Origin of the sequence: Rhodococcus sp. BP-316 (assembly GCF_019836105.1) — a bacterium.
In the GTDB taxonomy this organism is placed as follows: Bacteria; Actinomycetota; Actinomycetes; order Mycobacteriales; family Mycobacteriaceae; genus Rhodococcoides.
In genome coordinates, this window is sequence record NZ_JABUEE010000002.1 from 508,357 (window position 1) to 530,432 (window position 22,076).

18 protein-coding genes are annotated in these 22,076 nt (G+C 68.9%); 10 read left to right on the top strand and 8 right to left on the bottom strand.

From position 1 onward, the window contains the following. The first annotated feature begins 92 nt into the window (after positions 1–92). Together HQ312_RS05810 and pabB are read left to right on the top strand one after the other, a co-directional pair. Positions 93–668 carry a hypothetical protein gene (locus HQ312_RS05810; protein WP_222631959.1) on the top strand — a complete coding sequence of 192 codons (576 nt, stop codon included), beginning with the start codon at positions 93–95 and terminating at the stop codon, positions 666–668. A 15-nt stretch (positions 669–683) separates the two neighbouring features. Beyond that, a complete protein-coding gene (pabB, locus tag HQ312_RS05815; protein ID WP_222638059.1) occupies positions 684–2,756 on the top strand; it encodes an aminodeoxychorismate synthase component I in 2,073 nt (690 codons plus the stop codon). Here the strand turns inward: pabB and HQ312_RS05820 are convergent. From HQ312_RS05820 to HQ312_RS05835, 4 genes are all read right to left on the bottom strand, one after another. Next, a complete protein-coding gene (locus HQ312_RS05820) occupies positions 2,715–3,506 on the bottom strand; it encodes a class I SAM-dependent methyltransferase (protein ID WP_374198276.1) in 792 nt (263 codons plus the stop codon). The genes pabB and HQ312_RS05820 overlap by 42 nt on opposite strands. 54 nt (positions 3,507–3,560) lie before the next feature. Next, positions 3,561–4,064, bottom strand: coding sequence for a DUF2505 domain-containing protein (locus tag HQ312_RS05825; protein WP_027506337.1), 504 nt, complete (start codon positions 4,062–4,064; stop codon positions 3,561–3,563). A gap of 22 nt (positions 4,065–4,086) precedes the next feature. Beyond that, on the bottom strand, positions 4,087–4,605 hold the full coding sequence (locus HQ312_RS05830) for a DUF2505 domain-containing protein (protein WP_056441577.1): 519 nt from the start codon (positions 4,603–4,605) through the stop codon (positions 4,087–4,089). Between the two features lie 82 nt (positions 4,606–4,687). Further along, entirely contained in the window at positions 4,688–5,797 is a 1,110-nt protein-coding gene (locus HQ312_RS05835) for a beta-mannosidase (RefSeq protein WP_261775935.1), read from the bottom strand. Positions 5,798–6,092: 295 nt separating this feature from the next. On the opposite strand from HQ312_RS05835, the gene HQ312_RS05840 reads away from it, so the two are divergent. From HQ312_RS05840 to HQ312_RS05855, 4 genes are read left to right on the top strand one after another with little or no spacing between them, the layout of a single operon-like run. Beyond that, a complete protein-coding gene (locus tag HQ312_RS05840; RefSeq protein ID WP_222638060.1) occupies positions 6,093–8,123 on the top strand; it encodes a hypothetical protein in 2,031 nt (676 codons plus the stop codon). Then, positions 8,120–9,580: a hypothetical protein gene (locus HQ312_RS05845; RefSeq protein ID WP_222638061.1), complete on the top strand. Its 1,461-nt coding sequence runs from the start codon at positions 8,120–8,122 to the stop codon at positions 9,578–9,580. The genes HQ312_RS05840 and HQ312_RS05845 overlap by 4 nt, the downstream gene beginning before the upstream one ends. Further along, entirely contained in the window at positions 9,577–11,079 is a 1,503-nt protein-coding gene (locus HQ312_RS05850; RefSeq protein WP_222638062.1) for a glycosyltransferase, read from the top strand. Before HQ312_RS05845 ends, HQ312_RS05850 begins: the two co-directional genes overlap by 4 nt. Further along, positions 11,076–12,740, top strand: a complete 1,665-nt coding sequence (locus HQ312_RS05855; protein ID WP_308123812.1) for a glycosyltransferase family 39 protein — start codon at positions 11,076–11,078, stop codon at positions 12,738–12,740. Before HQ312_RS05850 ends, HQ312_RS05855 begins: the two co-directional genes overlap by 4 nt. A gap of 8 nt (positions 12,741–12,748) precedes the next feature. On the opposite strand, the gene HQ312_RS05860 is transcribed toward HQ312_RS05855, so the two are convergent. After that, positions 12,749–14,302, bottom strand: a complete 1,554-nt coding sequence (locus tag HQ312_RS05860; protein ID WP_222638064.1) for a Rieske 2Fe-2S domain-containing protein — start codon at positions 14,300–14,302, stop codon at positions 12,749–12,751. A gap of 104 nt (positions 14,303–14,406) precedes the next feature. On the opposite strand from HQ312_RS05860, the gene HQ312_RS05865 reads away from it, so the two are divergent. Together HQ312_RS05865 and HQ312_RS05870 are read left to right on the top strand one after the other, a co-directional pair. Continuing rightward, entirely contained in the window at positions 14,407–15,495 is a 1,089-nt protein-coding gene (locus HQ312_RS05865; protein ID WP_308123813.1) for a UDP-N-acetylmuramate dehydrogenase, read from the top strand. 37 nt (positions 15,496–15,532) lie between these two features. Next, positions 15,533–16,714, top strand: coding sequence for an Ig-like domain-containing protein (locus HQ312_RS05870; protein ID WP_222638117.1), 1,182 nt, complete (start codon positions 15,533–15,535; stop codon positions 16,712–16,714). A 22-nt stretch (positions 16,715–16,736) separates the two neighbouring features. Here the strand turns inward: HQ312_RS05870 and HQ312_RS05875 are convergent, their stop codons facing one another. Further along, positions 16,737–17,504: an SDR family NAD(P)-dependent oxidoreductase gene (locus HQ312_RS05875; RefSeq protein WP_027506342.1), complete on the bottom strand. Its 768-nt coding sequence runs from the start codon at positions 17,502–17,504 to the stop codon at positions 16,737–16,739. Between the two features lie 20 nt (positions 17,505–17,524). After that, positions 17,525–18,412 (bottom strand): TauD/TfdA family dioxygenase, encoded by an 888-nt coding sequence (locus tag HQ312_RS05880; RefSeq protein WP_222638065.1) that lies wholly within the window; start codon positions 18,410–18,412, stop codon positions 17,525–17,527. 319 nt (positions 18,413–18,731) lie between these two features. Here HQ312_RS05880 and HQ312_RS05885 point away from each other — a divergent pair, with 319 nt between their 5' ends. Beyond that, positions 18,732–20,060 (top strand): ROK family transcriptional regulator, encoded by a 1,329-nt coding sequence (locus HQ312_RS05885; protein ID WP_222638066.1) that lies wholly within the window; start codon positions 18,732–18,734, stop codon positions 20,058–20,060. Between the two features lie 22 nt (positions 20,061–20,082). Then, positions 20,083–20,811 carry a hypothetical protein gene (locus tag HQ312_RS05890; protein ID WP_056441587.1) on the top strand — a complete coding sequence of 243 codons (729 nt, stop codon included), beginning with the start codon at positions 20,083–20,085 and terminating at the stop codon, positions 20,809–20,811. Here HQ312_RS05890 and HQ312_RS05895 read toward each other — a convergent pair whose 3' ends face one another. Continuing rightward, on the bottom strand, positions 20,812–22,035 hold the full coding sequence (locus HQ312_RS05895; RefSeq protein WP_307108226.1) for an alkane 1-monooxygenase: 1,224 nt from the start codon (positions 22,033–22,035) through the stop codon (positions 20,812–20,814). Positions 22,036–22,076 lie beyond the last annotated feature (41 nt).

The following is a 22,076-nucleotide window of genomic DNA, read 5'->3' on the forward strand; positions in this document are numbered from 1 at the left end:
TCTGAGGTTCCTCTGTGGACCGGCCGATCGGGTGCACGGCGACAGCGCCATTTCTCTGTGACGCGTGACACAACCACGTAGGCTCTTCGAGCATGGCGGGCGACGATGTGGCGGAACGTCTGGACGGCGTGGTCGCCGAACAGGACGGGTACTTCACCGCAGCTCACGCGCTCGATGCCGGGTATCTGCCGTCCGAGATCGAGGCGCACGTCGCCGACGGATCCTGGACGCGGGTCGAGACCGATCTGCTGCGGTTGTCGGACTGGCCGAGCCACGATCTCGAGGAGTACTCGAAGTGGTGCGTGTGGCTGGGCGCCACCGCGGTGATCTCCCACCAGAGTGCGGCCGAGTTGCACGGCATGGGCAGCCTGCACCCGCAGTTCGTCCACGTCCGGGTCAGCGGGACGGCGCGAGCGCACGACCAGCGCCTCGCGATCCATCGGGGACGCCTGACGGGCGCGGACATCGAGCTCTCCGGTGCCTTCCGCATGACCACGCCGGTCCGCACCGTGCTGGATCTCGCGGCGGGCGGCATCTCGCAGTTCACCCTCGACGAAGTGGTCGCCGACGGTCTGGTGCTCGGACGACTGGTCGTCGACGATCTCTTCGAGCAGGCTGTGGAGTGCGGTGACCGGGTGGCCGAGCGGGTGGAGACGGCGCTGCGCTGAGAGGATGTTCCTCTCATGCGCACGCTGCTGATCGACAACTACGACTCGTTCACCCACAACCTGGCCCAGTACCTGGAGCAGGTGTCCGGCACCGCCCCCATCGTCGTGCACAACGACGTCCCGTGGTCCTCCCTCCCGCTGGACCGGGTGGACGCCGTCGTCGTCTCGCCAGGCCCGGGCCGCCCGAGTCGCCCGGCCGACATGGGCGTCAGCAGCAGGGTGATCCGGGACGGTGGTCTGCCGGTTCTCGGGGTGTGTCTGGGGCATCAGGGCATCGCGGACAGCTGTGGTGGCGTCGTCGATCTGGCACCCGAGCCCATGCACGGCCGGATGTCCGACGTGCGGCACGACGGCACCGATCTCTTCGCCGGCCTGCCGTCGCCCCTGCGCGTGGTGCGATATCACTCCCTCACCGTCACGGCCCTGCCCGACGAGCTCGAGGCGACGGCGTGGACCGACAACGGGGTGATGATGGCGCTGCGGCATCGGTCACGGCCGCTGTGGGGAGTGCAGTTCCATCCCGAGTCGATCGGCACGGAACGTGGACTGCAGGTGATCGCCAACTTTCTCGACCTCGCGCGGGACGCCCGCCCGAGCACCCACACCTCCGCGCCGACCGTGGCGCCGCGTGACCCGGTCGTGCGTGACCCCCGCTACCGGGTGCTCGTGCGCCGTCTCGACGTTCTACCGGACCCCGAGGAGGTGGCGCGCCCACTCCGCGGACGGTCCACGTTCTGGCTCGACTCGAGCGCCGAGCTCGACGGCAGTGCCCGGTTCTCCTACCTCGGACCCGGTGACGGCCCACTGGCGGAGGACGTGTCGTACGACGTCGCCACCTCGTGCGTGACGACGACGACCGCCGACGGCACGACCGAGGAGACGGTCACGTCGTTCCTCGACCACCTCGGGGAACAGATCGCGGCGCGGGCCGTCGACCGGGTGCCCGCGGTGCCGTTCGACTTCGCCCTCGGGTACGTCGGTCACCTCGGCTACGAGCTCAAGGCCGAGACGGGCGGAGCGGCGGCGCATGCCTCGCCGACGGCCGATGCGCGAATGATGTTCGCGGACAGGCTCATCGCGCTCGACCACCGCGATCGGTGCACCTATCTGCTCACCCTCACACTCGTCGGTGGCGACGACACCGCGGCGCTCGGATGGTTGGACGAGACCGCCGCGGCCGTGACCGCGCTGCCCCGTTCGGAGCGCGGTCGCCCGGCCGTGTCCGACACCCCCCTCGGCGCGCTGCCGTCGGTGATCGACACCCGGCACGACGACGGCGCGTATCGCGCGGCGATCGCGGACTGCCTGGAGCAGATCACGATGGGGGAGAGCTACGAGATCTGTCTGACCAACGAGATGAGCGTGCCGTTCGACGGCGACGCCGCCGACCTCTACCTCGCGGTGCGGCGCGCCAGTCCCGCCCCGTACGCGGCGTTCCTGCGATTCCCCGGGCTGGCGATACTCAGCGCGTCACCGGAGCGCTTCCTGCGGATCACGGCGTCGGGCGTCGTGGACTCCAAGCCCATCAAGGGAACTCGGGCTCGCGGGCGCACGCCGGCGGAGGACGCGGCCGCGCGCCTCGACCTGGCGACGAGCGAGAAGGACCGCGCCGAGAACATCATGATCGTCGATCTGGTCCGCAACGACCTGAATCAGGTGTGCGTGCCCGGGTCGGTGCACGTGCCGGTGCTCTTCGACGTGGAGAGCCACACCCATGTGCACCAACTGGTCTCGACGGTCGAGGGTCGGGTGCGCCCGGGGCTCTCGGCCGTCGACTGTGTGCGCGCGGCGTTCCCGGGCGGATCGATGACCGGCGCCCCGAAGCGCCGCACGATGGAGATCATCGACCGCCTCGAGGGCGGGCCGCGCGGCGTGTACTCCGGTGCGCTGGGCTGGTTCTCGCTCACCGGCGCGGCGGACCTGTCCATCGTCATCCGGACCGTGGTGCTCGCGGACGGCCGGGCGTCGGTGGGAACTGGCGGCGCCGTCGTCTCGCTGTCCGACCCGCAGGACGAGGTGGACGAGATGCACCTCAAGGTCGACGCGCTACTGCGTGTCCTCGGCGGGAGCGACGGCCGACCACGGTAACGCGAGCACGTTGTCCCGCAGTCGTCGGCGCGGCACGGTGACCGGAAGTCCTTGCGCCGCCAGGGCTGTCAGCGCCGCACGCCACCGCACGCGGGGTCCGAACGGTGCCAGCGGCGCCGCCACGTCCCACGCCCGATCGGCCGCCCGCAGCACCTCGTGCACGCGCTCGCCCGCGACGTTGCGGTGGATCAGGACCTTCGGCAGCCGCTCCGCGACGTCCGACGGCCGCTCCACCGTGAACGGATCCCAGGCGAGGGTCAGACTGCGCGGTCCCGACGCGTCCACGGTGACCCACGTGGCCCGACGCCCCAGTTCGTCGCACGTGCCGTCGACGAGGAGGCCGCCGTCCGCGAGAGCGGAGGTGATGCGTGCCCACGCACCCGGTACCGCGTCCTCGGGATACTGACGCAGCACGTTGAACGCGCGCACCAGGTGTGGCCGCAGTCCCGCGAGTTCGAAGCCGCCGCGGCGGAAGGAGACACCGTCCCGATCGGGGACGACGCGGGACGGCTCGATCTCCAGCCCGACGACGGCGATGTCCGCACGGACGGTGCGCAGTCGCGCGGCCAACTCCAGAGTGGTGACCGGACTGGCGCCGTAGCCCAGGTCGACGACCAGGGGACGCGTCGCGCCGCGGAGCAACGCTCGGACGTCGGGATCGTGCACCAGTCGGCGATCACTGCGCCGCAACCGGTTGATGTTGGTCGTCCCGCGAGTGACCACACCCTCGGGACCGATCCGGGAGATCACAGTGCCCAGCAGTTCGTTCCGCTCATCCCGACCGGCCTCCGGCCTACCCGCCGGTCAGGCGTTCTTCGTGAGCCAGTCGTGCGTGACCTCGCCCTCGCCCCGCCACAGATCGACGAGGTTGACGAGCATCAACTGTTCGAGCTTTCCGCCGATGAAGGGGATGTACACCTTTGCCTCGGACGTGGTGCGCAACGTGGAGCCGGCCTCGGTGGCGAAGAGGGACGTCGTACCGGTGAGGCTGCCCGGGCCGGCGGGAATCGACGCGTCGTACTTCCCGGCGGTGGTCTCCGAGTACGCGTCGTGATGGATGTTGCGGGTGATGACCATGTCCTTCTTCATCACCGCCTGCGCGACGTCGGGCAGCGTGTCGCGCGGAATGATGTGCCGCATGACCACGTCGACACCGTCCGCCGTGACCTCGAAGCGCGTGAGCTCGTTCTCCGAGTACTTGCGCAGTTCCTCGATCACCGCGTCCCAGTAGTCACGCGTCGTCAGCGCCCCGTACACCTGCTCTGTGGTGAACGGGAGACGAGCCGAGTAGTTCATGCGACGTGCCATGGTCGATGAGGTTACCGGTGAGTCAGAGGTGCTCCGGCGCCCAGGTGTCGGTGAACTCCTGCTCGGCGTCGATCAGCGCGAGAACCTGCTCGATGACCGCCTGCTCGATCTTGCCGCCGAAGATCGGCACCTTGACCTCGGCCTGACCCGTCGCCGTCAGGCTCGATGCGGAGCCCTTCGAGCGCAGTGCCAGGGTGCCCGTGATGGACGCCGGGGCGCCCTCGACCTTGGCCTCGAAGGTGCCCGAGGCGCCCTGCGCGTCGAGGGAACCCCACGACTCGGTCCGGTGGATGATCAGATCGCCCGGGCGGATGCTGGTGATGGCGCCGGGCAGGAACTCCTCCGCGATGGCCTGGGTCATCGACACCGACACCGTGCGGCTGTCCGCGTCGTCGCCCGCGACGGTCACGTCGTTCAGCTGTGCCTTGGGGCCGCCGACGGCCTCGAGCCGATCGGTCCAGTACTGCTCGGTGGTGAGGGCGGCGTGGACGTCGGACGCGGCGAGCGTGGACGGGACCGTGTGATCGAACCTGCGTGGCATGAGCTGAGATTAGCCTGTGGCACGTCGTTCGAACCTCGAGCCCGGATCTCGACAGTCATGACCTCGACGCGGGGAGCGGGGGTCAGCCGGAGCCGAGTCGTGTGACGGTCGACCAGAGCGGATCGTCGTAGCCGATGTCGAAGGTGCACTCGCCCGGTCGTGGATCGGGAACGAACGCCCAGAGCAGGAATCCGGCGGTGCCCGCCGCGCGCTGGCCGGACACCTTGGTCTCGATGTTCTCGGCCCGGTGATCCAGTGAGGAGCAGGATCCTGCGTTCTGACCGATTTCCCCCATCAGCAGCGGTTTTCCCACCTCCGATGCCTGTGCGAGACGGCGTTCGAGCCCGTTCCACCGATCACCGGGAAGCGGCACGCCGTCCGCACCGTAATCGTGATATTGGACGATGTCGACGTACGGCGACGCGGCGATGTCGCGGTACTCGTCGCCCTGAGTGCCGCACTGGCCACCGCCGGTCAGACCGGCCGTGATCGGCGTGGAGTCGTCGAGAGAGCGGATCAGCGCCCCGGTGTCGTCGACGAAACGACGCAGCACCGACGCGGCGTCGGCGGGGCACGTCCGGTCGGTCCAGTCGCAGGACTCCCCGCAGACACCCGGTTCCGGTTCGCCGACCACCTCCCAGGCCGCGAGCGCCGCGTCCCCGCGCCAGCGGTCGACCGCCCGCGTCACCCACTCCTCGAAGCTGACCACAGCGCGGGCGTCGGCGACGTCCCGCCACCCTTCCGCGTACCAGTAGCGGTCCTTGAACTGCTCGTCCTCGCACGCGCCGTCCTGGGCGGCGAGCACGGGTATGACCAGTTGGCCGTGTGTCCGGGCGGCGTCCATGACAGCGTCCAGCGGGGCGAAGTTCAGCGTGCCCGTGGTGCGGTCGATCGCGAGTGCCTGGAAGGCGTCGAATCGGGTGACGGAGCGTGGCGGCAGTGCGGCGAAGTATCGGTCGAGATCGACCATCGCCCCACATCCCTGATTGACCGACCAGTCCGTCGCCAGTTGATAGGCATTGAATCCGGACGGCCACCAGGGTCGGCCGTCGAGTGTCAGACCGTCGGCCGATGCCGCGACGCGCGCCGAGGTCTGCGGCGGTGCCGCGACGGAAGGGACGGCCTGTGCGCAACTCGTCAGGAGGAGAACCACGACCACGGCCGCGCGCAGCACGGCGCCTGCGGATGACATTGCGACACTGTATCTCCGGACGTGTCCACGGAAATGGCGACGCGGCACGCGACGGGCGCCCTGTTCGGGGTGTCACAACCGGGTCGATCGACGACTTTTTCTGCCATTCTCGAATCACACGGTTCGTATCGTTGTTCGGCGCGTGTCGTAATACCGTTGCGACACTGTGAATTCCGTACGGCAACCATTACGGCGCCGACGCGAGAATACGGGCGGTCTCGTTTATGATCGACCGAATTCGCCCTTCTGTGCGGTTTCCGTTCCCCATCGTTCTCGAGAAAGACGTGCTGCGCCGATGCGTGTGGTTCTCAGTCGTCGACGCGCCGTTGCCGCGTCCGTCGTCGCGGTCTCCCTGCTTCTCACCTCCCCCGGTCCGGCCGTCGCGCAGGAGGACTCGGAACCCGCGCCGGTGTCGACGCCTCTGAGCTTCGGAGCGATGGGGCTCGGCGGCTCCATCGCTCTCTCCGGTCAGCGCGGATCCGCCGTCGTCACCGTGCCGGTGCCGCCCGGGACGGTTCCCGCCACGCTGCGGGGCACCGTCGAGGTCCCGGCCGGACTCGAGCGCGGGTGGCTGGACGTCACGCACCGCGGCCGAATCGTGGGGCGGGTCGATCTGCCCACCGGAGTGCCCACCGCCCCGGTCGAGGTTCCTCTGACCGGTCTCGACGTCGTGGACGACACCGTGACCCTCGAGATGGCGACCACCGTGGTGCCGTCGGCCGGCTACTGCCTCGACTCCCGTGAGTCGTCGACCGTGCGGCTCCAGGAACCCGTGATGGACGTCGTCGGAACGCCCGCGAATCCCACTGTCGTGGCCGACTTCCTCCCGCCCGTGCTGTCCGGACTGCGGATCTTCGTGCCGGACGAGCCCACCGCGGACCAGTCCACCGCCGCACTCACCCTGGCCACCTCGGTGGTCGACTTCTACGGTTCGCAGCCCGTTCGAGTGACCGTCGTCCCGGCGAGCGCGCTCGGGGTCGCGGCCCCCGACGGCCCGTTCGAGCGATCGGTCGTGCTCACGCAGAACACCGATCCCGACGCCCGTCTGATCTACCCCGAGACTCCCGGCGCACCGCCGCAGCTGTTCGTCTCGGGTGACGGGGCCACCCTCGTCGATCAGATCGCGCTGCTGACCAGCGACGTGTCCGCGCTCGCTGTCTCGACCCGAGTGTCGGCCGGCGCCGCCCGCGAACGACCCACCCTCGCCGCGGACTCGATGACTCTCCGCGACATGTCGCTCGGCCCACTGACGGCGTCGGGGTCCGGCGAGGTGACGGTGACCGTCCCGGTCGATCAGACGCGCCTGGGACGGGCGGCGTCGAATCTGCGTGTGCACGTCCTGGGCGACTACACTCCGCTGTCCTCGGAGATAGCGGGTGCACTCCGGATCTCCGTCGGCTCGAACGATCTGGTCACCTGGCCCGCCGACGACACCGGGAGAATCGATCAGTGGGTCGACGTCCCCGCGGACCTGGTCGACCGGGTGACGTCACTGGACGTCGCCATGCAGACCTCGGGTAACGGGGACGCGTGCTCCACGGGCGGGTCGCTGACCCTGACCGTCGACGGCGGTACGACGATCGAGAGCTCGGGTGGAACGCCGGACGCACGCGGCTTCGCCTCCGTCCCGCAGGCGCTCATGCCGACCGTGGACGTCGCACTGGCGCAGCAGGATCTGCCGAACACCGTCCGCGCCGCGACCCTCCTGACCGGACTGCAGCGGTTGTCGGCTCGCGCGTTGTCGCCGGCCGTGGTTCCCGTGGAGCAGCTGCTGACCGGTTCGGGTCCGGGTTTGCTGGTGGCGCCCGACGGTGTCGACGATCTCGGTGTCGATTCCGAGCTGACCTTGCCGCTCGCCACGACCGGGACCAGCATCCTGACCCTGCGCGACGCGGCGGGTGAGACCGACAGCGCTCAGGTGACCGTCGACAGCGACGTACCGTTCGCCTCCGTGCAGGTGGCCCGCGACGACGACCGGACCCTGCTCGTGGCCACGGCGTCCGACCCTGTCCAACTCGACGGCCTGGTGAACTGGCTGGGTGAGGACCCGACACGCTGGGATCGCCTGACCGGCGACGTGGTGCTCGGTGCAGGCGAGCGGGAACCGGTGTCGCTGTCGTCGTCCGCCGACGTGGCGGAGGCGGAGCCGGTGGCCGCCGGATCGACCGCCCCCACCGGCGTCACGGCGATCCTGGTGGCGGGGCTGGTCGCCTTGCTCGTCGGGGTGGGCGCGGCGGTGCTCGTGTACGTGCGAAGTCGAGGTCGCCAGGACGAGGTGCCGCCGACGAGACCCGACGTGAGCGGCGGCCCGTCGGAGACACCGTGACACGACCGGTCCGCACTCTCGCGCTGCGGTGGGCGGTGCTCGTCGTGTGCGTCGGGTTCGCGTTCGCTCCGACCTGGATCCGTCTCGCCGAGGAGGCGCGCAGCGGCGCCGTCACCGCCTACGTCTTCGTCTTCCCCGTTCTCGCCGTGGTCGCGGGGCAGGGGATAGCCCGTCGACGCGAAGGAGAGCTGCCGATCCACGACCGCCAGACCGATCTCATCGTGGGCGGTATCGGTGCACTGCTGTCCCTCGCGGTCCAGGCCCTGTGGCTCCCGCGGTACTCGGATCAATATGCGCTGTTGCACATCGACGTCGCGGCCGTCGTGCTGTTCACGCTCAGCGGCGCGATCATGCTCTTCGGTCTGCGGCCGGTGGGTCGCTTCTGGCCGATCCTGCTGCTCGCCTTCGCCATGTCACCGGTGCTCTACCGTCTCGTCGCGGTGTCGATGGGCGGCAGCCGTTTCGCCTACGGCATGGTCCTCGTGCTCGTCGCGGGAGTCGCCGGTGCCATCGCGGTGGGACGGACCCGAGGGCGTGCAGCGCTCGGGTTCCTCACCACCGTGGCTGTCGGCGCCGCCGTGCTGCGGCTGCTGCTGTTCCTGGATCCGACGATCGACATCGTCGCGCTGCAACTGATCCCGACCGTCGGCGCCGCGGCCTCGACGGGGACCCTGTTCTATTTCCTCGCTCGGCGCGGACGGTCGAAGCGGGTGCTCGGCCGCCCGGTCGGTGCGCCGTCGGTGAAGACCACACGATCGGCCGTGGTCACGCTCGTGGTCGTCGCGGTCGCGCTGGTCACCAGACCGCTGCCCGCCCCGCCGCCGCCCGTGGACACGGTCGGTCCGTCCGGAGCCGTCGCGGCCGCGCTGGCCGTGCCCACCGGATGGCGGCTCATCGACGACGAGTCGTATCCGTGGGTCCGGTCGTACTTCGGACAGAGCGCGTCCCTCGTGCGTCAGGAACTGCAGGCGGCGGTGGCGACGCCGGAGTGGGACGTGCGCGGGCGCCCGCGCACCGTCGTCGTGGACACGCTGACCACCACGAACGCCGCGACGCTCGCCGTCTACCCGGAGCGGACGCTCTACCGCCTGGCGAGCACGCGCACCAGCACGGCGCTGCCCGTCGAGCTCGGGCACGGCGTGACGGCCTCGCTCTACACCTCGGTGGACGACACGCTGCTGCTCACCTGGACCAAGCTCGTCTTCGACTGGGTGCGCGACGGTGTCTTCCAGCGGATCACCGCGATCAGCGTGGACAACCACGAGCCGGGCGCGGAGTTCCCCGAACCCACCCCGTCCATGGCATCGAACCTCTCGGCGGTGTTCGCGGTCTTCCTGCGAGGCAACACCATCGTCGGGGACGACGACCCCGACTTCGACGATCGAGGTCTGCTGGCATCGGTGGGCGCGTCCCTGGTCGACGCCCAGTTCCCCGCCGGCGCGGAGGATCCCCGGTGACAGCCGAGATCGGTAGGGCGCGACCGCCGCGGATCGGTACCGAGACCGCCGAGTTCCGCGCCGCCGCACTGGAGGACGCGATCGACGGTCTCGCGCGCCGGGACCCTCTGGCCTCCGCCGCGGTGGCGTTCGTCCCGTGGCAGCGCAACCTCGGGCTGGGCTTCCTCGTGGTGGTCGTGGCGGCTCTCGTCCTCGCGCCGATCGCCACACTCGTGACCGTCAGCGTCGTCTGCACGCTCGGGTACATCGCGATGATGGTGGACCGGGTACTGCTCTTCGTGCGCGGTCTCGACGCCTCGGCCATCGTCACGATCACCGACGCCGAGGCGCTCGCCGTGCCCGACGACGACCTGCCGGAATACACCATTCTCGTCCCGGCGTACGACGAACCGGAGGTGGTGGGCGATCTGATCGCCGCCATGACCGCGCTGGACTATCCCCCGGAGAAGCTGCAGGTCCTCCTGTTGCTCGAGGAGGACGACGACGTCACCATCGAGGCGGCCAGGCGTGCCGGCGTCAGTCGGGTGGTGGAGGTCGTGCTCGTTCCCGCCGGTGATCCCCGGACCAAGCCCAAGGCCTGCAACTACGGCCTGCACTTCGCCACCGGCACCATCGTGACGATCTTCGACGCCGAGGATCTCCCCGAACCGCTGCAGCTGCGGCGCGTCGTGGCGGCCTTCGCGAGGCTGCCGTCGACGGTGGCGTGCGTGCAGGCGAAGCTGGCCTTCCACAACGGATCTCAGAATCTGCTCACCGGCTGGTTCACCGCCGACTACGCACTGTGGTTCGGGTACCTGCTGCCCGGTCTCATGAAGAGTCGATCGCCGATCCCGTTGGGTGGCACGTCGAATCATCTGCGTGCCGACGTCATCGCCGAGGTGGGTGCCTGGGACGGTTTCAACGTGACCGAGGACGCCGATCTCGGTGTGCGCATCGCAGCGTCCGGATACTCCACCGCTGTCCTCGACTCGACCACCCTCGAGGAGGCCAACAGCGATCCCATCAACTGGGTGCGGCAGCGATCCCGTTGGTACAAGGGCTATCTGCAGACCTGGCTGGTGCACATGCGACGTCCGCGCCGGACCGTGCGCGCTCTCGGCTGGGTGGGCACCTATCGGTTCACTCTGCTGCTCGCCGGCACGCCCGTCACCGCCTGCATCAACATGGTGTTCTGGTTCACCACCGCAGCCTGGATCCTGGGTCAGCCGAGTGTGATCGTGGCACTGTTCCCGCCGTACATCTACTACTTCTCGCTCGTCTCGCTGATACTCGGCAACGTCGCCACCATCTACATGTATCTCGTCGCGAGTCGGGAGAGCGGCAATGCCTACCTGCTGGTCCCGAGCCTCACCATGCCGCTCTACTGGGTGATGATGAGTGTCGCTGCACTGAAGGGATGTTGGCAGCTGCTGCGGAATCCGTCCTACTGGGAGAAGACCTTCCACGGGCTATCGACACCAGCGAAGGACGCCGCGCTCCCCGAGGACACGCCGCAGTGAACGCGCGCGGACCGTCGACGGCGCTCCGGTGGTTCACGTGCGTCGCCGCCGCCTACGGGCTCGTGGGAGCAGTCCTGTCGCTGCGCTTCGGGTATCTGCTGGGCGATGCCCTCAGCCGGACGTACGCCGCGCAGGCGGTGCTGCACAGCCGGGATCCGCACGTGTCGGCCATCGGCTTCGTCTTCACGCCGTTGACAGCGCTGCTGCAGCTCCCCGTGGTCGCGTTCTCGGACCTGCTGCCCGTCATCACCCGGTGGAACCTCTCCGGCATCGCGGTGTCCGCCGTGTTCATGGCGGGCGCGGTGACGACGGTGCGCGGGATCTGTCTGGATCGCGGATGCGGTCCCGTCCAGACCACTGCTCTCACACTGGTGTTCGCGGTGAATCCGATGATCGTGTTCTACGGTGCGAACGGTATGAGCGAGGCCGTCTTCCTGTTCTTCCTCTGCTGGACCGCGCGCCGCCTGCTGCGCTGGATCAGCACCGACGACGTCCACGATCTACTCGTCGCCGGAATCGCCCTCGCACTGGCGTATCTCACGCGCTACGACGCGGTCGCGGCCATCGCGGCGGCGGCCTTCCTCGTCTTCGGCGTGACCCTGTGGCGCCGGGGCCGTTCGCACTGGCGGGAGATGCGTCGACAAGCAGCGCTCGATGCGGTGTTGGTGGCGGGGCCGGGTCTGATCGCGTTCCTGGTGTGGGCGGCGATCAGTTGGATCATCACCGGGCAGGCGTTCGCTCAGTTCTCCTCGACGTACGGCAACGCGGCGATCCTCGCGCAGTCCGGTGGGCCCACCGGGGACCCGATCGGCAACGCGGCATACGTGGCCACTGCCGTCCTCGCGTTGGGACCGGCGATTCCGCTGCTGCTGCCGACCGTGGCCGGACTGTCCTGGCGGCGACGCGACCTCGAATTCCTCGTGGCCCCGGCCTTGTTCGGCGCGGTTCTCGCTTTCCAGGCACTCACCTACATCGGCGGATCGACGTTCGGGTTCCTGCGCTTCTTCATCGCTGCGATCCCGCTGGCACTCGTCGGGTGCATCCAGATGCTGTCCGCACGCGGCGCCGTCCCGAGCCGCCGTCCCGGAACGTTCGCACACTCGCGGCGCCGAGCCGAGGCGCCCACGGATCGCACCCGGTTCCGCCGCATCGTGGCGACGGGCACGGTGATCCTGTGCGTGGGGTCCCTGCCCGTGACCACCTATGTGCTCCTGCAGCCGTCGCTGTCACCGCAGCAGTACGCGCTGGGCCAGTTGCTGAGTCGGCAGAGATCGGACGAGGCGCAGCGGATCATCGCGTCGTTCTCGACGGAGCGAGGCCTGGCCGACTATCTGGACGCGCAGGATCTGCCCGACGGTTCGGTTCTGGTGGACTCCGTCTACGGTTTCGCGATCGTCGCGGCGTCACGTCACCCGAAGCAGTTCGTGGTGCCCTCCGACGAGGACTTCACGACCGTTCTCAACGATCCCGCCGAGGCGGGTGTGCGGCTGATGCTCACGGTGCCGAACAGTGGCCGCGGCGAGTCCGATGCGCTGAATCGCCGTTACCCCACAATCTGGGAGAACGGCGCCGAAGTCGGGTCGCTCGTGGTCGAGGTACCCAACGACGGTGCGGACCAACCTGTCTGGCGCATCTACCGGGTTCTCGGTGTGGCCGACTGACCGTCGGGTCAGGCGCGCTCTGCCCGCAGCGGGTGGCCCTTCGACGTGAGGCACTTGCCCGTCTCGAGGTTCCAGTCCCAGCCGTGCAGATTGCACGTGAGCGTGGTGCCCTCGATGACACCGAACTTCGACAGATCCGCCTTGAGATGCGGGCAGCGCCGCTGGATCTCCCAGCCGTCCTTGACGATGGTGGCCGTGTCGTCGTGTGCCTCGGCGAACCAGCCGTCCGCGTAGGCGATGCGCTCGTCGGTGAGGCACTTGAAGAACGTGTACAGGAACTCGTTGTAGCCACCGACCCGCTTCGCCCGGAACCGCGTCGACAGGAAGATCGAGTTGACCCAGTCGGACTCCCCGTCCCGCAGCACCGTGCGGACCAGCTCGGCCGGGATCTCGAACGTGTAGCGGAACTTCTCGTCCTGGATCGGTTCGCGCACGATGCGTTTCGGAAAATCGAGCACCACTCTGTCGGCGCCCTGCAGATTCAGCTCCACCGGGTAGCCGATGCCGTCGGAGATCTGGTCGGTCTGCGCCATGATCGGCTCGAACAGTGCGCGCAACGGCCCTAGCAGCGGCTCGCCCGCCGCAGTCGCCCACGATGCCTTCTCGGCCGCGATGACGTCGGCCTGGCGCTGCGCGTACGCCTCGATGTAGTCGGCCTTGCCGGTGGTGAAGATGGCCTCCACCTCGTCGGTGGGCAGCGGGTGCGCCAGCTCGTTCAGGTCGGAGCCCGCGAAGTCCGCCGTGGTCCCCGGCATCATCAACAAGCCCTTGTCGTGGCCGTGGCGGCGCATCTGGTCGAGGAACACCATCTGGTCGGGGAAGATGTTCGCCGGATCGCCGTAGACGTCGTTGAGCGAGCGCAGCTCGTCGTCGAGGAAGCACGGGGGACCTGCGGACGGAATGACCCACGTGGCGCCGACCTGCTCGATGTACTGCCGACACCGGTCCATCTGACGCTGCCGCTTCTGCGTCCCGAACGCGTCCTTGGCGCGCTGCGGCATGTCGTAGACCATCGGGTACCAGATGGCGCCGGAGTACTGCAGCATGTGCACGTCGATGTGGCCGAACGCCTCGGTCATCATGTCCAGGTCGACCGGCCGGGCGTCGTTCATGTTGAACGCGGTGGTCTCACCGTCGCTCACCACCAGACCCGAGTCGCCGATGGGTCCGTCGGCAGGAGCGCGCAGCGCCACGATCATCACGTCGAGGTCGCCCTTGGGGCCGGACACCGTGTGCTTGACCGAGTCGGTCGTCTCGAAGAACGTGGTGAAACCGAGCTTTTCCAGCTCCGTGCGCAGGTCCGGCACCGGGTAGTCGGGGAGCAGCACGACCGCGTCCTTGCTGACGTGCTTCGCCAGGTGCTTCGGATCGAAGTGGTCCTTGTGCAGATGCGAGACGTACAGGTAGTCGCAGTTGCCGAGCTCGTCCCAGTCGAGCTGGGAGTTGTCGGGGAACGGGAACCAGGACGTGAAGTACGCCGGGTTGACCCATGGATCGCACAGGATGGACCCCGCAGACGTCTGGATGTGAAATCCCGCGTGTCCGACACTGGTGACCTGCACGTGAATCCTCCCGAAATATGGAACCTGGTTCGGTGACCATGGTAGGCGTGCACACCCGGTGCTCACGACGAGGCGGGGGGCAGCGCCGGGTAGCGTTCACCTCCGTGACGAGCAGTCCCCTCCAGTCCGCGACGGCTCCGGAGACCGGCGATCCCGGCTCCGCGACGGCCGTGCACCGCCCCGTGTCCTTCGCCGACCTCACCACGATCCACGTCGGTGGCCCCGTCGGACGTCTCGTCGAGGCGACCACCTCGCAGGAGCTCGTCGACGCCGTACGCAGCGCCGACGCGGCCGGAACTCCGGTGCTCGTCATCGGCGGCGGCTCGAACCTGCTGGTCGGAGACGACGGTTTCGACGGCACCGTCGTCCGCGTCGCGACGTCCGGGCTCCGGGTCGAGGGCACCAGGATGCACGTGGACGCCGGAGTCGAGTGGGATCTGGTCGTCCGCACCGCGCTCGATCACGGGCTCGCCGGCATCGAGGCACTCTCCGGCATCCCGGGCAGCACCGGCGGAACGCCCGTGCAGAACGTCGGCGCGTACGGCGCCTCCACCTCGGACTGGCTCGAGTCGGTGACGGTGCTTGACCGGGAGAGCGGGGAGGTCGAGGTGTGGGACAACGCACGCTGCGGCTTCGGCTCGCACCGGTCGTCGGCCTTCAAGTACACCGATCGCTACGTCGTGGTGGATGTCACGTTCGCGCTCCGACGCAGCGACGAGTCGGCACCGGTGCGTTACGCGGCGCTCGCCGAGCGGCTCGGCGTGCGCATCGGAGAGAGCGTCTCGGCGCGCGAGGTGCGCGATGCCGTGATCGCTCTGCGGACCGATCGCGGCATGGTGTGGGACGAGGCGGAGCACGACTCGTGGAGTGTCGGGTCCTTCTTCCTGAACCCGATCGTGTCGTCCGTACCGCCCGAGGCACTCGGATCGCCGCAGTTCACGGACCCGAAGGGCATCAAGCTCAGTGCTGCCTGGCTCATCGAGCACGCCGGGTTCTCCCGCGGGTACGGCGAGCGCGTCGGCACCGGACGGGCCACCCTCTCCACCCGCCACGTCCTGGCCGTCACCAACCGGGGCGGCGCGAGTGCAGCGGACGTCACCGCCCTCGCGTCGCACGTGCGCGCGGGTGTGCAGGAGAAGTACGGCATCACGCTGATCCCCGAGTGCCGCCTGGTGAACTGCACGCTCGACTGATCGGTCTGTTGCCACAGGTAACGTCGTCCCCGTGAAGATGCAGGGGAGAACACCGTACGCAGCCGTCCTGGCCGTGCTGGCACTCGTGATCGCGCTGGTCGCGGGGTGCTCCGGCACACCCGGGTCCTCGGAGAGCGCCGCGCCGACCACCGAGGCCGCGCCCGTGGCGGCGGTGACCTACGCACCGGCGGCCGGTGCGACCGACGTCTCACCCACCGCTCCGATCTCCGTCTCGGTCGCGGACGGCACCTTCGAGGCCGTGTCGCTCACCACCGCCGACGGCCGCGCCGTCGCGGGAACGCTGGACCCCGCGAAGACGACGTTCACCGTCACCGAGCCCCTCGGGTACAACGCGGTCTACACGTGGGCAGGGACGGCAGTCGGCAGCGACGGCAAGCCGGTGCCGGTCGAGGGCACTCTCGGCACGGTGGCGCCGCAGTCGATCACGTCGGTCTCCACCAACATCGGTGACGGCCAGGAGGTCGGTGTCGCGGCGCCGATCATCCTGAAGTTCGACGACGCGATCGTCGACAAGAAGGCGGTCGAGAAGGCGCTGACGGTGACCACGAATCCGCCGACGGCCGGCTCGTGGGCCTGGCTGCCCGACGACGGCGGGTCCCGCGTGCACTGGCGTCCGCAGAACTACTGGGCCCCCGGCACCACCGTCGACGTGTCGGCGAAGCTCTACGGCGTGAACTACGGCGGCGGCGCCTACGGCGACTCGGACGTCACGGTGAACTTCACCATCGGTCGGAGCCAGGTCGTCGTCGCCGATGCGACCAGTCACCGCATGCAGGTGGTCCGCGACGGCCAGACCGTCATGGACATCCCGGTGAGTTACGGCGAGGGCAACGAGGACCGCAACGTCACGCGCAGCGGCATCCACGTCGTCACCGAGAAGTACGAGGACTTCCTGATGTCCAACCCGCCGTACTACGAGAACGTGCGGGAACGGTGGGCCACCCGCATCTCGAACAACGGCGAGTTCATCCACGCCAATCCGCTGACCACGGGAGTGCAGGGCTCGTCCAACGTGACCAACGGCTGCATCAACCTCTCCACCGAGGACGCGCAGACGTACTTCCAGATGGCCGTCTACGGCGACCCCGTCGAGGTCACCGGCACGCGCATCGATCTCTCGGCGGCGGACGGCGACATCTACGACTGGGCGATCGACTGGCCCACATGGCAGAGCATGAGCGCCCTGACTGCCGCGTGAGAGTCGGACTGCCGCGTGAGAATCAGGTCCGGCGGCTGAAACGGCCGTTCGGGGCCTGATCGCGCGGGCGCACGACGATGGTGTCGAGGTTCACGTGCGAGGGGCGGGACGCCACGAAGCCGATGACCTCGGCGATGTCGGCGGCCACCAACGGGTCGATGCCCTCGTAGACCTTCGCGGCCTTCTCCTCGTCACCGTCGAAGCGGACGAGGGAGAACTCCGTCTCCACCGCGCCCGGAGCGATCTCGGTCAGACGCACGGGCGTGCCCAGCAATTCGCCGCGGAGCGTCCGGTGCAGCACGCCCTGTGCGTGCTTGGCCGTGGTGTACCCGGCGCCGTTGTCGTACGTCTCGAACGCGGCGATGGACGTGATGGTCACGACGAGACCGTTACCGGACTCGATCAGCTTGGGCAGCAGCGCCTTGGTCATGCGCAGCGTGCCGACGACGTTGGTCTCCCACATCCACTGCCAGTCGTCGAGGTCCGCCTCGAGGATCGGGGCGAGGCCCTTCGCGCCGCCCGCGTTGTTCACCAGGACGTCCACACGCGGCAGCACCGAGGTGAAGGCCGCGACGGAGTCCTCGTCGGTCACGTCGAGGGCGAGGGCGGTGCCGTCGATCTCCTCGGCCAGTGCCTCGAGGCGGTCGACGCGGCGGGCGCCCACGACCACGTGATAGCCGCCGGCGGCGAGTGTCCGCGCGGTGGCGGCGCCGATCCCGGAGCTGGCTCCGGTGACGACGGCGGTGGGGCGGTCGGTCTGGGTCGACGGTGTCGTCGGAACGCTGGTCATGGGAACCAGGCTAGATCGCGTCAGCTCGCGATCGCGCTGTAGCCCGACGCGTCGCCGGCGACGACGCGCGAGTACTCGCCCTGCACGCTGACGGGAACGTCGCCCGCGAGGGTGATGCGCTCGAGGCGGCGGTACTGGTCGTCGTAGTCGGAGACGGCGTAGTGCTGGGTCGACCGGTTGTCCCAGATGGCGATGTCGCCGAGCTCCCACGACCACCGGATGGTGTTCTCCAGGCGGGTCACCTGGTCCTGCAGCAGCTCGAAGAGTGCGCGGAACTCCTTGGAGGAGAGGCCCGGGAACGACTTGGCGAAGTGGCCCAGCAGGATCGCGCGCTTCCCCGTCTCGGGATGCACGCGCACCACGGGATGCTCGACCTCGAAGTACTCGCTGCGGAACTCCGCGCGGTAGCGCTCGGCCGTCGACGTGACGGACTTCTCGGCAGCGGTCGCCGCGTAGTCGTAGATGTTGGTGTGCACGGCCCACAGCGACTCCGCGAGGGCCTTCATCGCGGGCGGCAGCTGCTCGTAGCCGGCGGTCGCCGACGCCCAGGTGGTGGTGCCGCCGTACGGGGGCAGGTGCACGGCCCGCAGGATCGACGCCTTCGGCACGCGGTCGACGAACGTCACGTCCGTGTGCCAGCTGTCCGCCTTGTCGTACGTGGAATCGATGGCGAGAGTGCGGGTTCCGCGCGACCGGACCGTGGGGTGCGGGGTGGTGGGGATCCCGAGCCGCTCGGCGAACGCGTACTGCACCATCTCGTCCACGTGATGCTGGCCGCGGAAGAACACGACCTCGTGCTCGAGCAGCGCCTCGTTGATCTCGTGCACGATCTCGTCCGGGAGATCGCCGCCGATCCGCACGTCGTCGATGCGTGCGCCGATGTTCGCGCCCAGTTTCACGGTCTTCATGGGCTCACTGTGATGCCGAAGTCGCAGGTTGTCCACCCTTCGAATCACCTCGAGCGAAACAGGCGATTCTGCAGCGCGGCGACATCGGTGCTACTTTTCGGTCATGGCACCAGCGAGGAAGTCCGCACCGCGGGTCACGTATGTGACCGCCGCGCTCGGTTCCCGTCTGCCTCTCGCTCGCGAACTCTGTTGTCGACGCGGTCTCTCACGAGTCTGATCGCGCGTCGACGGACGACCTCCATGTGAGGTCTGACGATCGGGTGTGACCGGCCTCGTTCCCAGGCTCCCGGCCCATCCGTCTCGCTTTCGAGGGATTCCCATGTCTGCCCCCACCGTTCTCGCCCAGAGTTCTGCTCCTCGTACGCCGGGTTCCGCCACGCGGTCCCCGTACGGACGTCCCCACCGGCCGAGGCCGGCGCGCGTCGTCGCGCCCGAACTGCGCGTCAGCGACACTCCGGCCGCCGTCGTCCTGCGCGCCGTGGTGCAGCGCGGCCCCGTGTCGCGCGACGTCATCGTCTCGGCCACCGGCATCAGCACCGCCACCGTCAATCGCCACGTCAGTGCGCTCATCGCCGCAGGGCTGCTGCGTGAGCGTGCCGATCTGTCCACGTCCGGCGCCGTCGGGCGTCCCCGCGTTCCGGTGGAGGTGGACCACGAGGGGCAGTGCACCCTCGGGGTGCACATCGGCGCGACCACCACGCGCATCGTCGCCGTCGACCTGCGCGGCACCGTGCTCGGCGGCGTCGAGATCGCCACACCCTCCGGCCCGCACGCCGGCGCACTGCGCTCCATCGCGGAGAGTGCCGCGTCCTTCGCCGCACGGTGGCACCGGCGCCGCATCCTGTTCGTGGGTGTCGCCATCGGTGGCCGCGTGAACGTGCAGAAGGGCACCGTCGATCACCCTCGCCTCGCCTGGTCCGACGCCCCGGTGGGCGCGGTCCTGGGCGAGAGGCTCGGTGCCGTGGTGGCCGTGGCACCCCACGTCGAGGCGATGGCGGCGTCGGAGTTGCTGCTCGCGACGGAGTCGGCCCCCGAGGATGCGGGAAGGCCGGAGGCCGGTGGGTCTGTCGGCGGCCGGCCGGGTACGTCGCTGTACTTCTATGCGCGGGAGATGACGGGGTTGGCGCTGACCATCGACGGTCGGGTGCACACCCCCGCGGGCGGCCCGGGGTCGATCGCTCATCTACCGACCGGCTCGGACGCCGTGTGCGACTGCGGGCGTACGGGATGCCTCGAGGCGACCGTGAGCGATCGGGCCGTCGTGGCCGCGGCGCAGCGCGCCGGACTGCTGGACGAGTCGGAGCGTTCCATCGCTGCGTTGTACCTGGCGGCGCGCACGGGTTCCACTGTGGCACAGGGACTTCTGAACGACCGCGCCGATGCGCTGGGTCGCGCACTGGCGTTGGTGCACGATGTCGTCAACCCCGACAGCGTGCAGGTGGGCGGTCAGGCGTTCACCGCGTATCCGGCGGCGATGGAGCGCGTCGAGGCCGCGTTCGAGTCCTCCAGTTCGGTCGCGACGTCGCGGCGAGTGCGGATCACCAGCTTCGGCAAGCGCGTGCAGGACCACGCTGCGGCGGCGGTGTCCCTCGGCTCGCTCTACGCCGATCCTGTGGTGACGATGCGGAAGATCGACGCTCAGCGCTGATCGCACGGGGAATACTGCGGACATGACAGCACCCGATCTCCGGTTCTACTTCGACCCGGTGTGCCCGTTCGCCTGGATGACCAGCAGGTGGGTCCGCCTCGTCCAGGCGCAACGGGACTACACCGTCGACTGGAGTTTCATCTCCCTGCGACAACTCAACGCGCACATCGACTACGCGACGCACTTCCCGCCGGAGTACGAGGCGGGACACACTGCGGGGCTCCGGCTGCTCCGGGCTGCCGCGAGCGTGCGGGCCGAGCACGGCCGGGAGGCGATGGGCCCGCTGTACGCCGCGCTCGGCGCGCGAATCTTCGATGCGGAACCGGTGCCCGACGAGGCCGGTGCTCACGCGCACCGCGGAACGGCCGAGTTCCTCGCACCGATCCTCGCCGGCCTAGGGCTGCCCGAGCATCACGTCCGGGCACTGGACGACACGTCGTTCGACGAGGAGATCCAGGCGTCGACCGACGAGGCGCTGTCGCTCACGGGCAAGGATGTCGGAACACCGATCATCCACGTCGAGCCGCCCGAGGGCGTGGCGTTCTTCGGCCCGGTCATCAGCCGGCTCCCGTCGGACGACGACGCGGTCGAGTTGTGGGACCACGTCGTGGGACTGGCACGGTTCCCGGGATTCGCGGAGCTGAAGCGCAGTCTGCGGGAGCTACCCCAGCTGCGGGCTCTCGGTGTGAGCGAGGACGAGGCGGGCGTGCAGCAGGACTGGCACGGCGGTAGTCGGCGCCGGAAGAAGTAGCTACCGCGTCGGCGCGGGGAACTTCGCGAGGTACTTCTCCCGCTTCGCGGGCTGGATGTTGGAGCGCCGGAGGTCGCCGTCGTAGTGCGCGACCACGCGCTTGTCCATCAGCGCCCGCCACAGGAACGGGAAGTACGACACGAGGATCAGGGGCGCGTAACCCGCTGGGAGCTGCGGAGATTCGGGCATGCTCCGCAGCACCTGGTACCGGCGCGTGGGGTTGGCATGATGGTCGCTGTGCCGTTGCAGGTGGTAGAGGAAGATGTCGGAGACGGCGTAGTCGCTGTTCCAGCTGTGTTCCGGAGTGCAGCGCTCGTAGCGTCCGTTCTCCTTGGTGCGCCGCAGCAGCCCGTAGTGCTCGAGGTAGTTGACGGCCTCGAGCAGCGAGATCCCGTACACCGCCTGCAGAACCAGGAACGGCAGCAGTTCGACACCGAACACGCCGACCAGCGCACCCCACAGGGCGAGGCTCATGAGCCAGGCGGTGAGATTCGCGTTCGAGAAGGAGAAGGTGCGCTTCCCGGTGCGGTGCAGACGATCACGCTCGAGTGCCCACCCGGAACGGAATCCGCCGAGAACGCTCCGGGGGTAGAACTGCCACAGGGTCTCACCGAGACGCGAGCTCGCCGGATCCTCCGGAGTGGCGACCCGGACGTGATGCCCGCGATTGTGTTCGACGTAGAAGTGCCCGTAGAAGCTCTGCGCGAGCACGATGCGCGAGAGCCACTGTTCGTACTCGACCTTCTTGTGACCGAGCTCGTGCGCCGTGTTGATGCCGATGCCGCCGACGAGTCCGATGGTCAGCGCCACGCCGATCTTCGAGGCGAGTGACAGGCCGTTCTCGAGCCCGAGCCACGAGAGGTCGTCGGCCGTCAGTAGATGGGACGACAGCCCGATGCCGAAGAACTGCATGGGGATGTAGGCGTAGACGCAGCCGCGATACCAGAAGTCGGCCTCGAGAGACTCGACCAGATCCTCGGGCGGATTCTCGTCGAACGGGACGACGATGCGATCCGCGATGGGGACCACGACGTAGAGGAACAGGGGACCCGACCACCACGCGACCTGTGACACTCCCGGTGCCCACCACTGCAGCCCGAAGACGATGCCCACGGAGATGAGCGGAAGCATCGGAGCGATGAGAGCCCAAGGCCAGTAGTACCGGTTGAGGTCACGCCATTCCCCCGTCTTCGGCGAGATGGAGCGCTGGTGTGTTTCGGTCACGACGGAACTTTACCGACGAGTCGACGCTGCTCAGGCCGCTG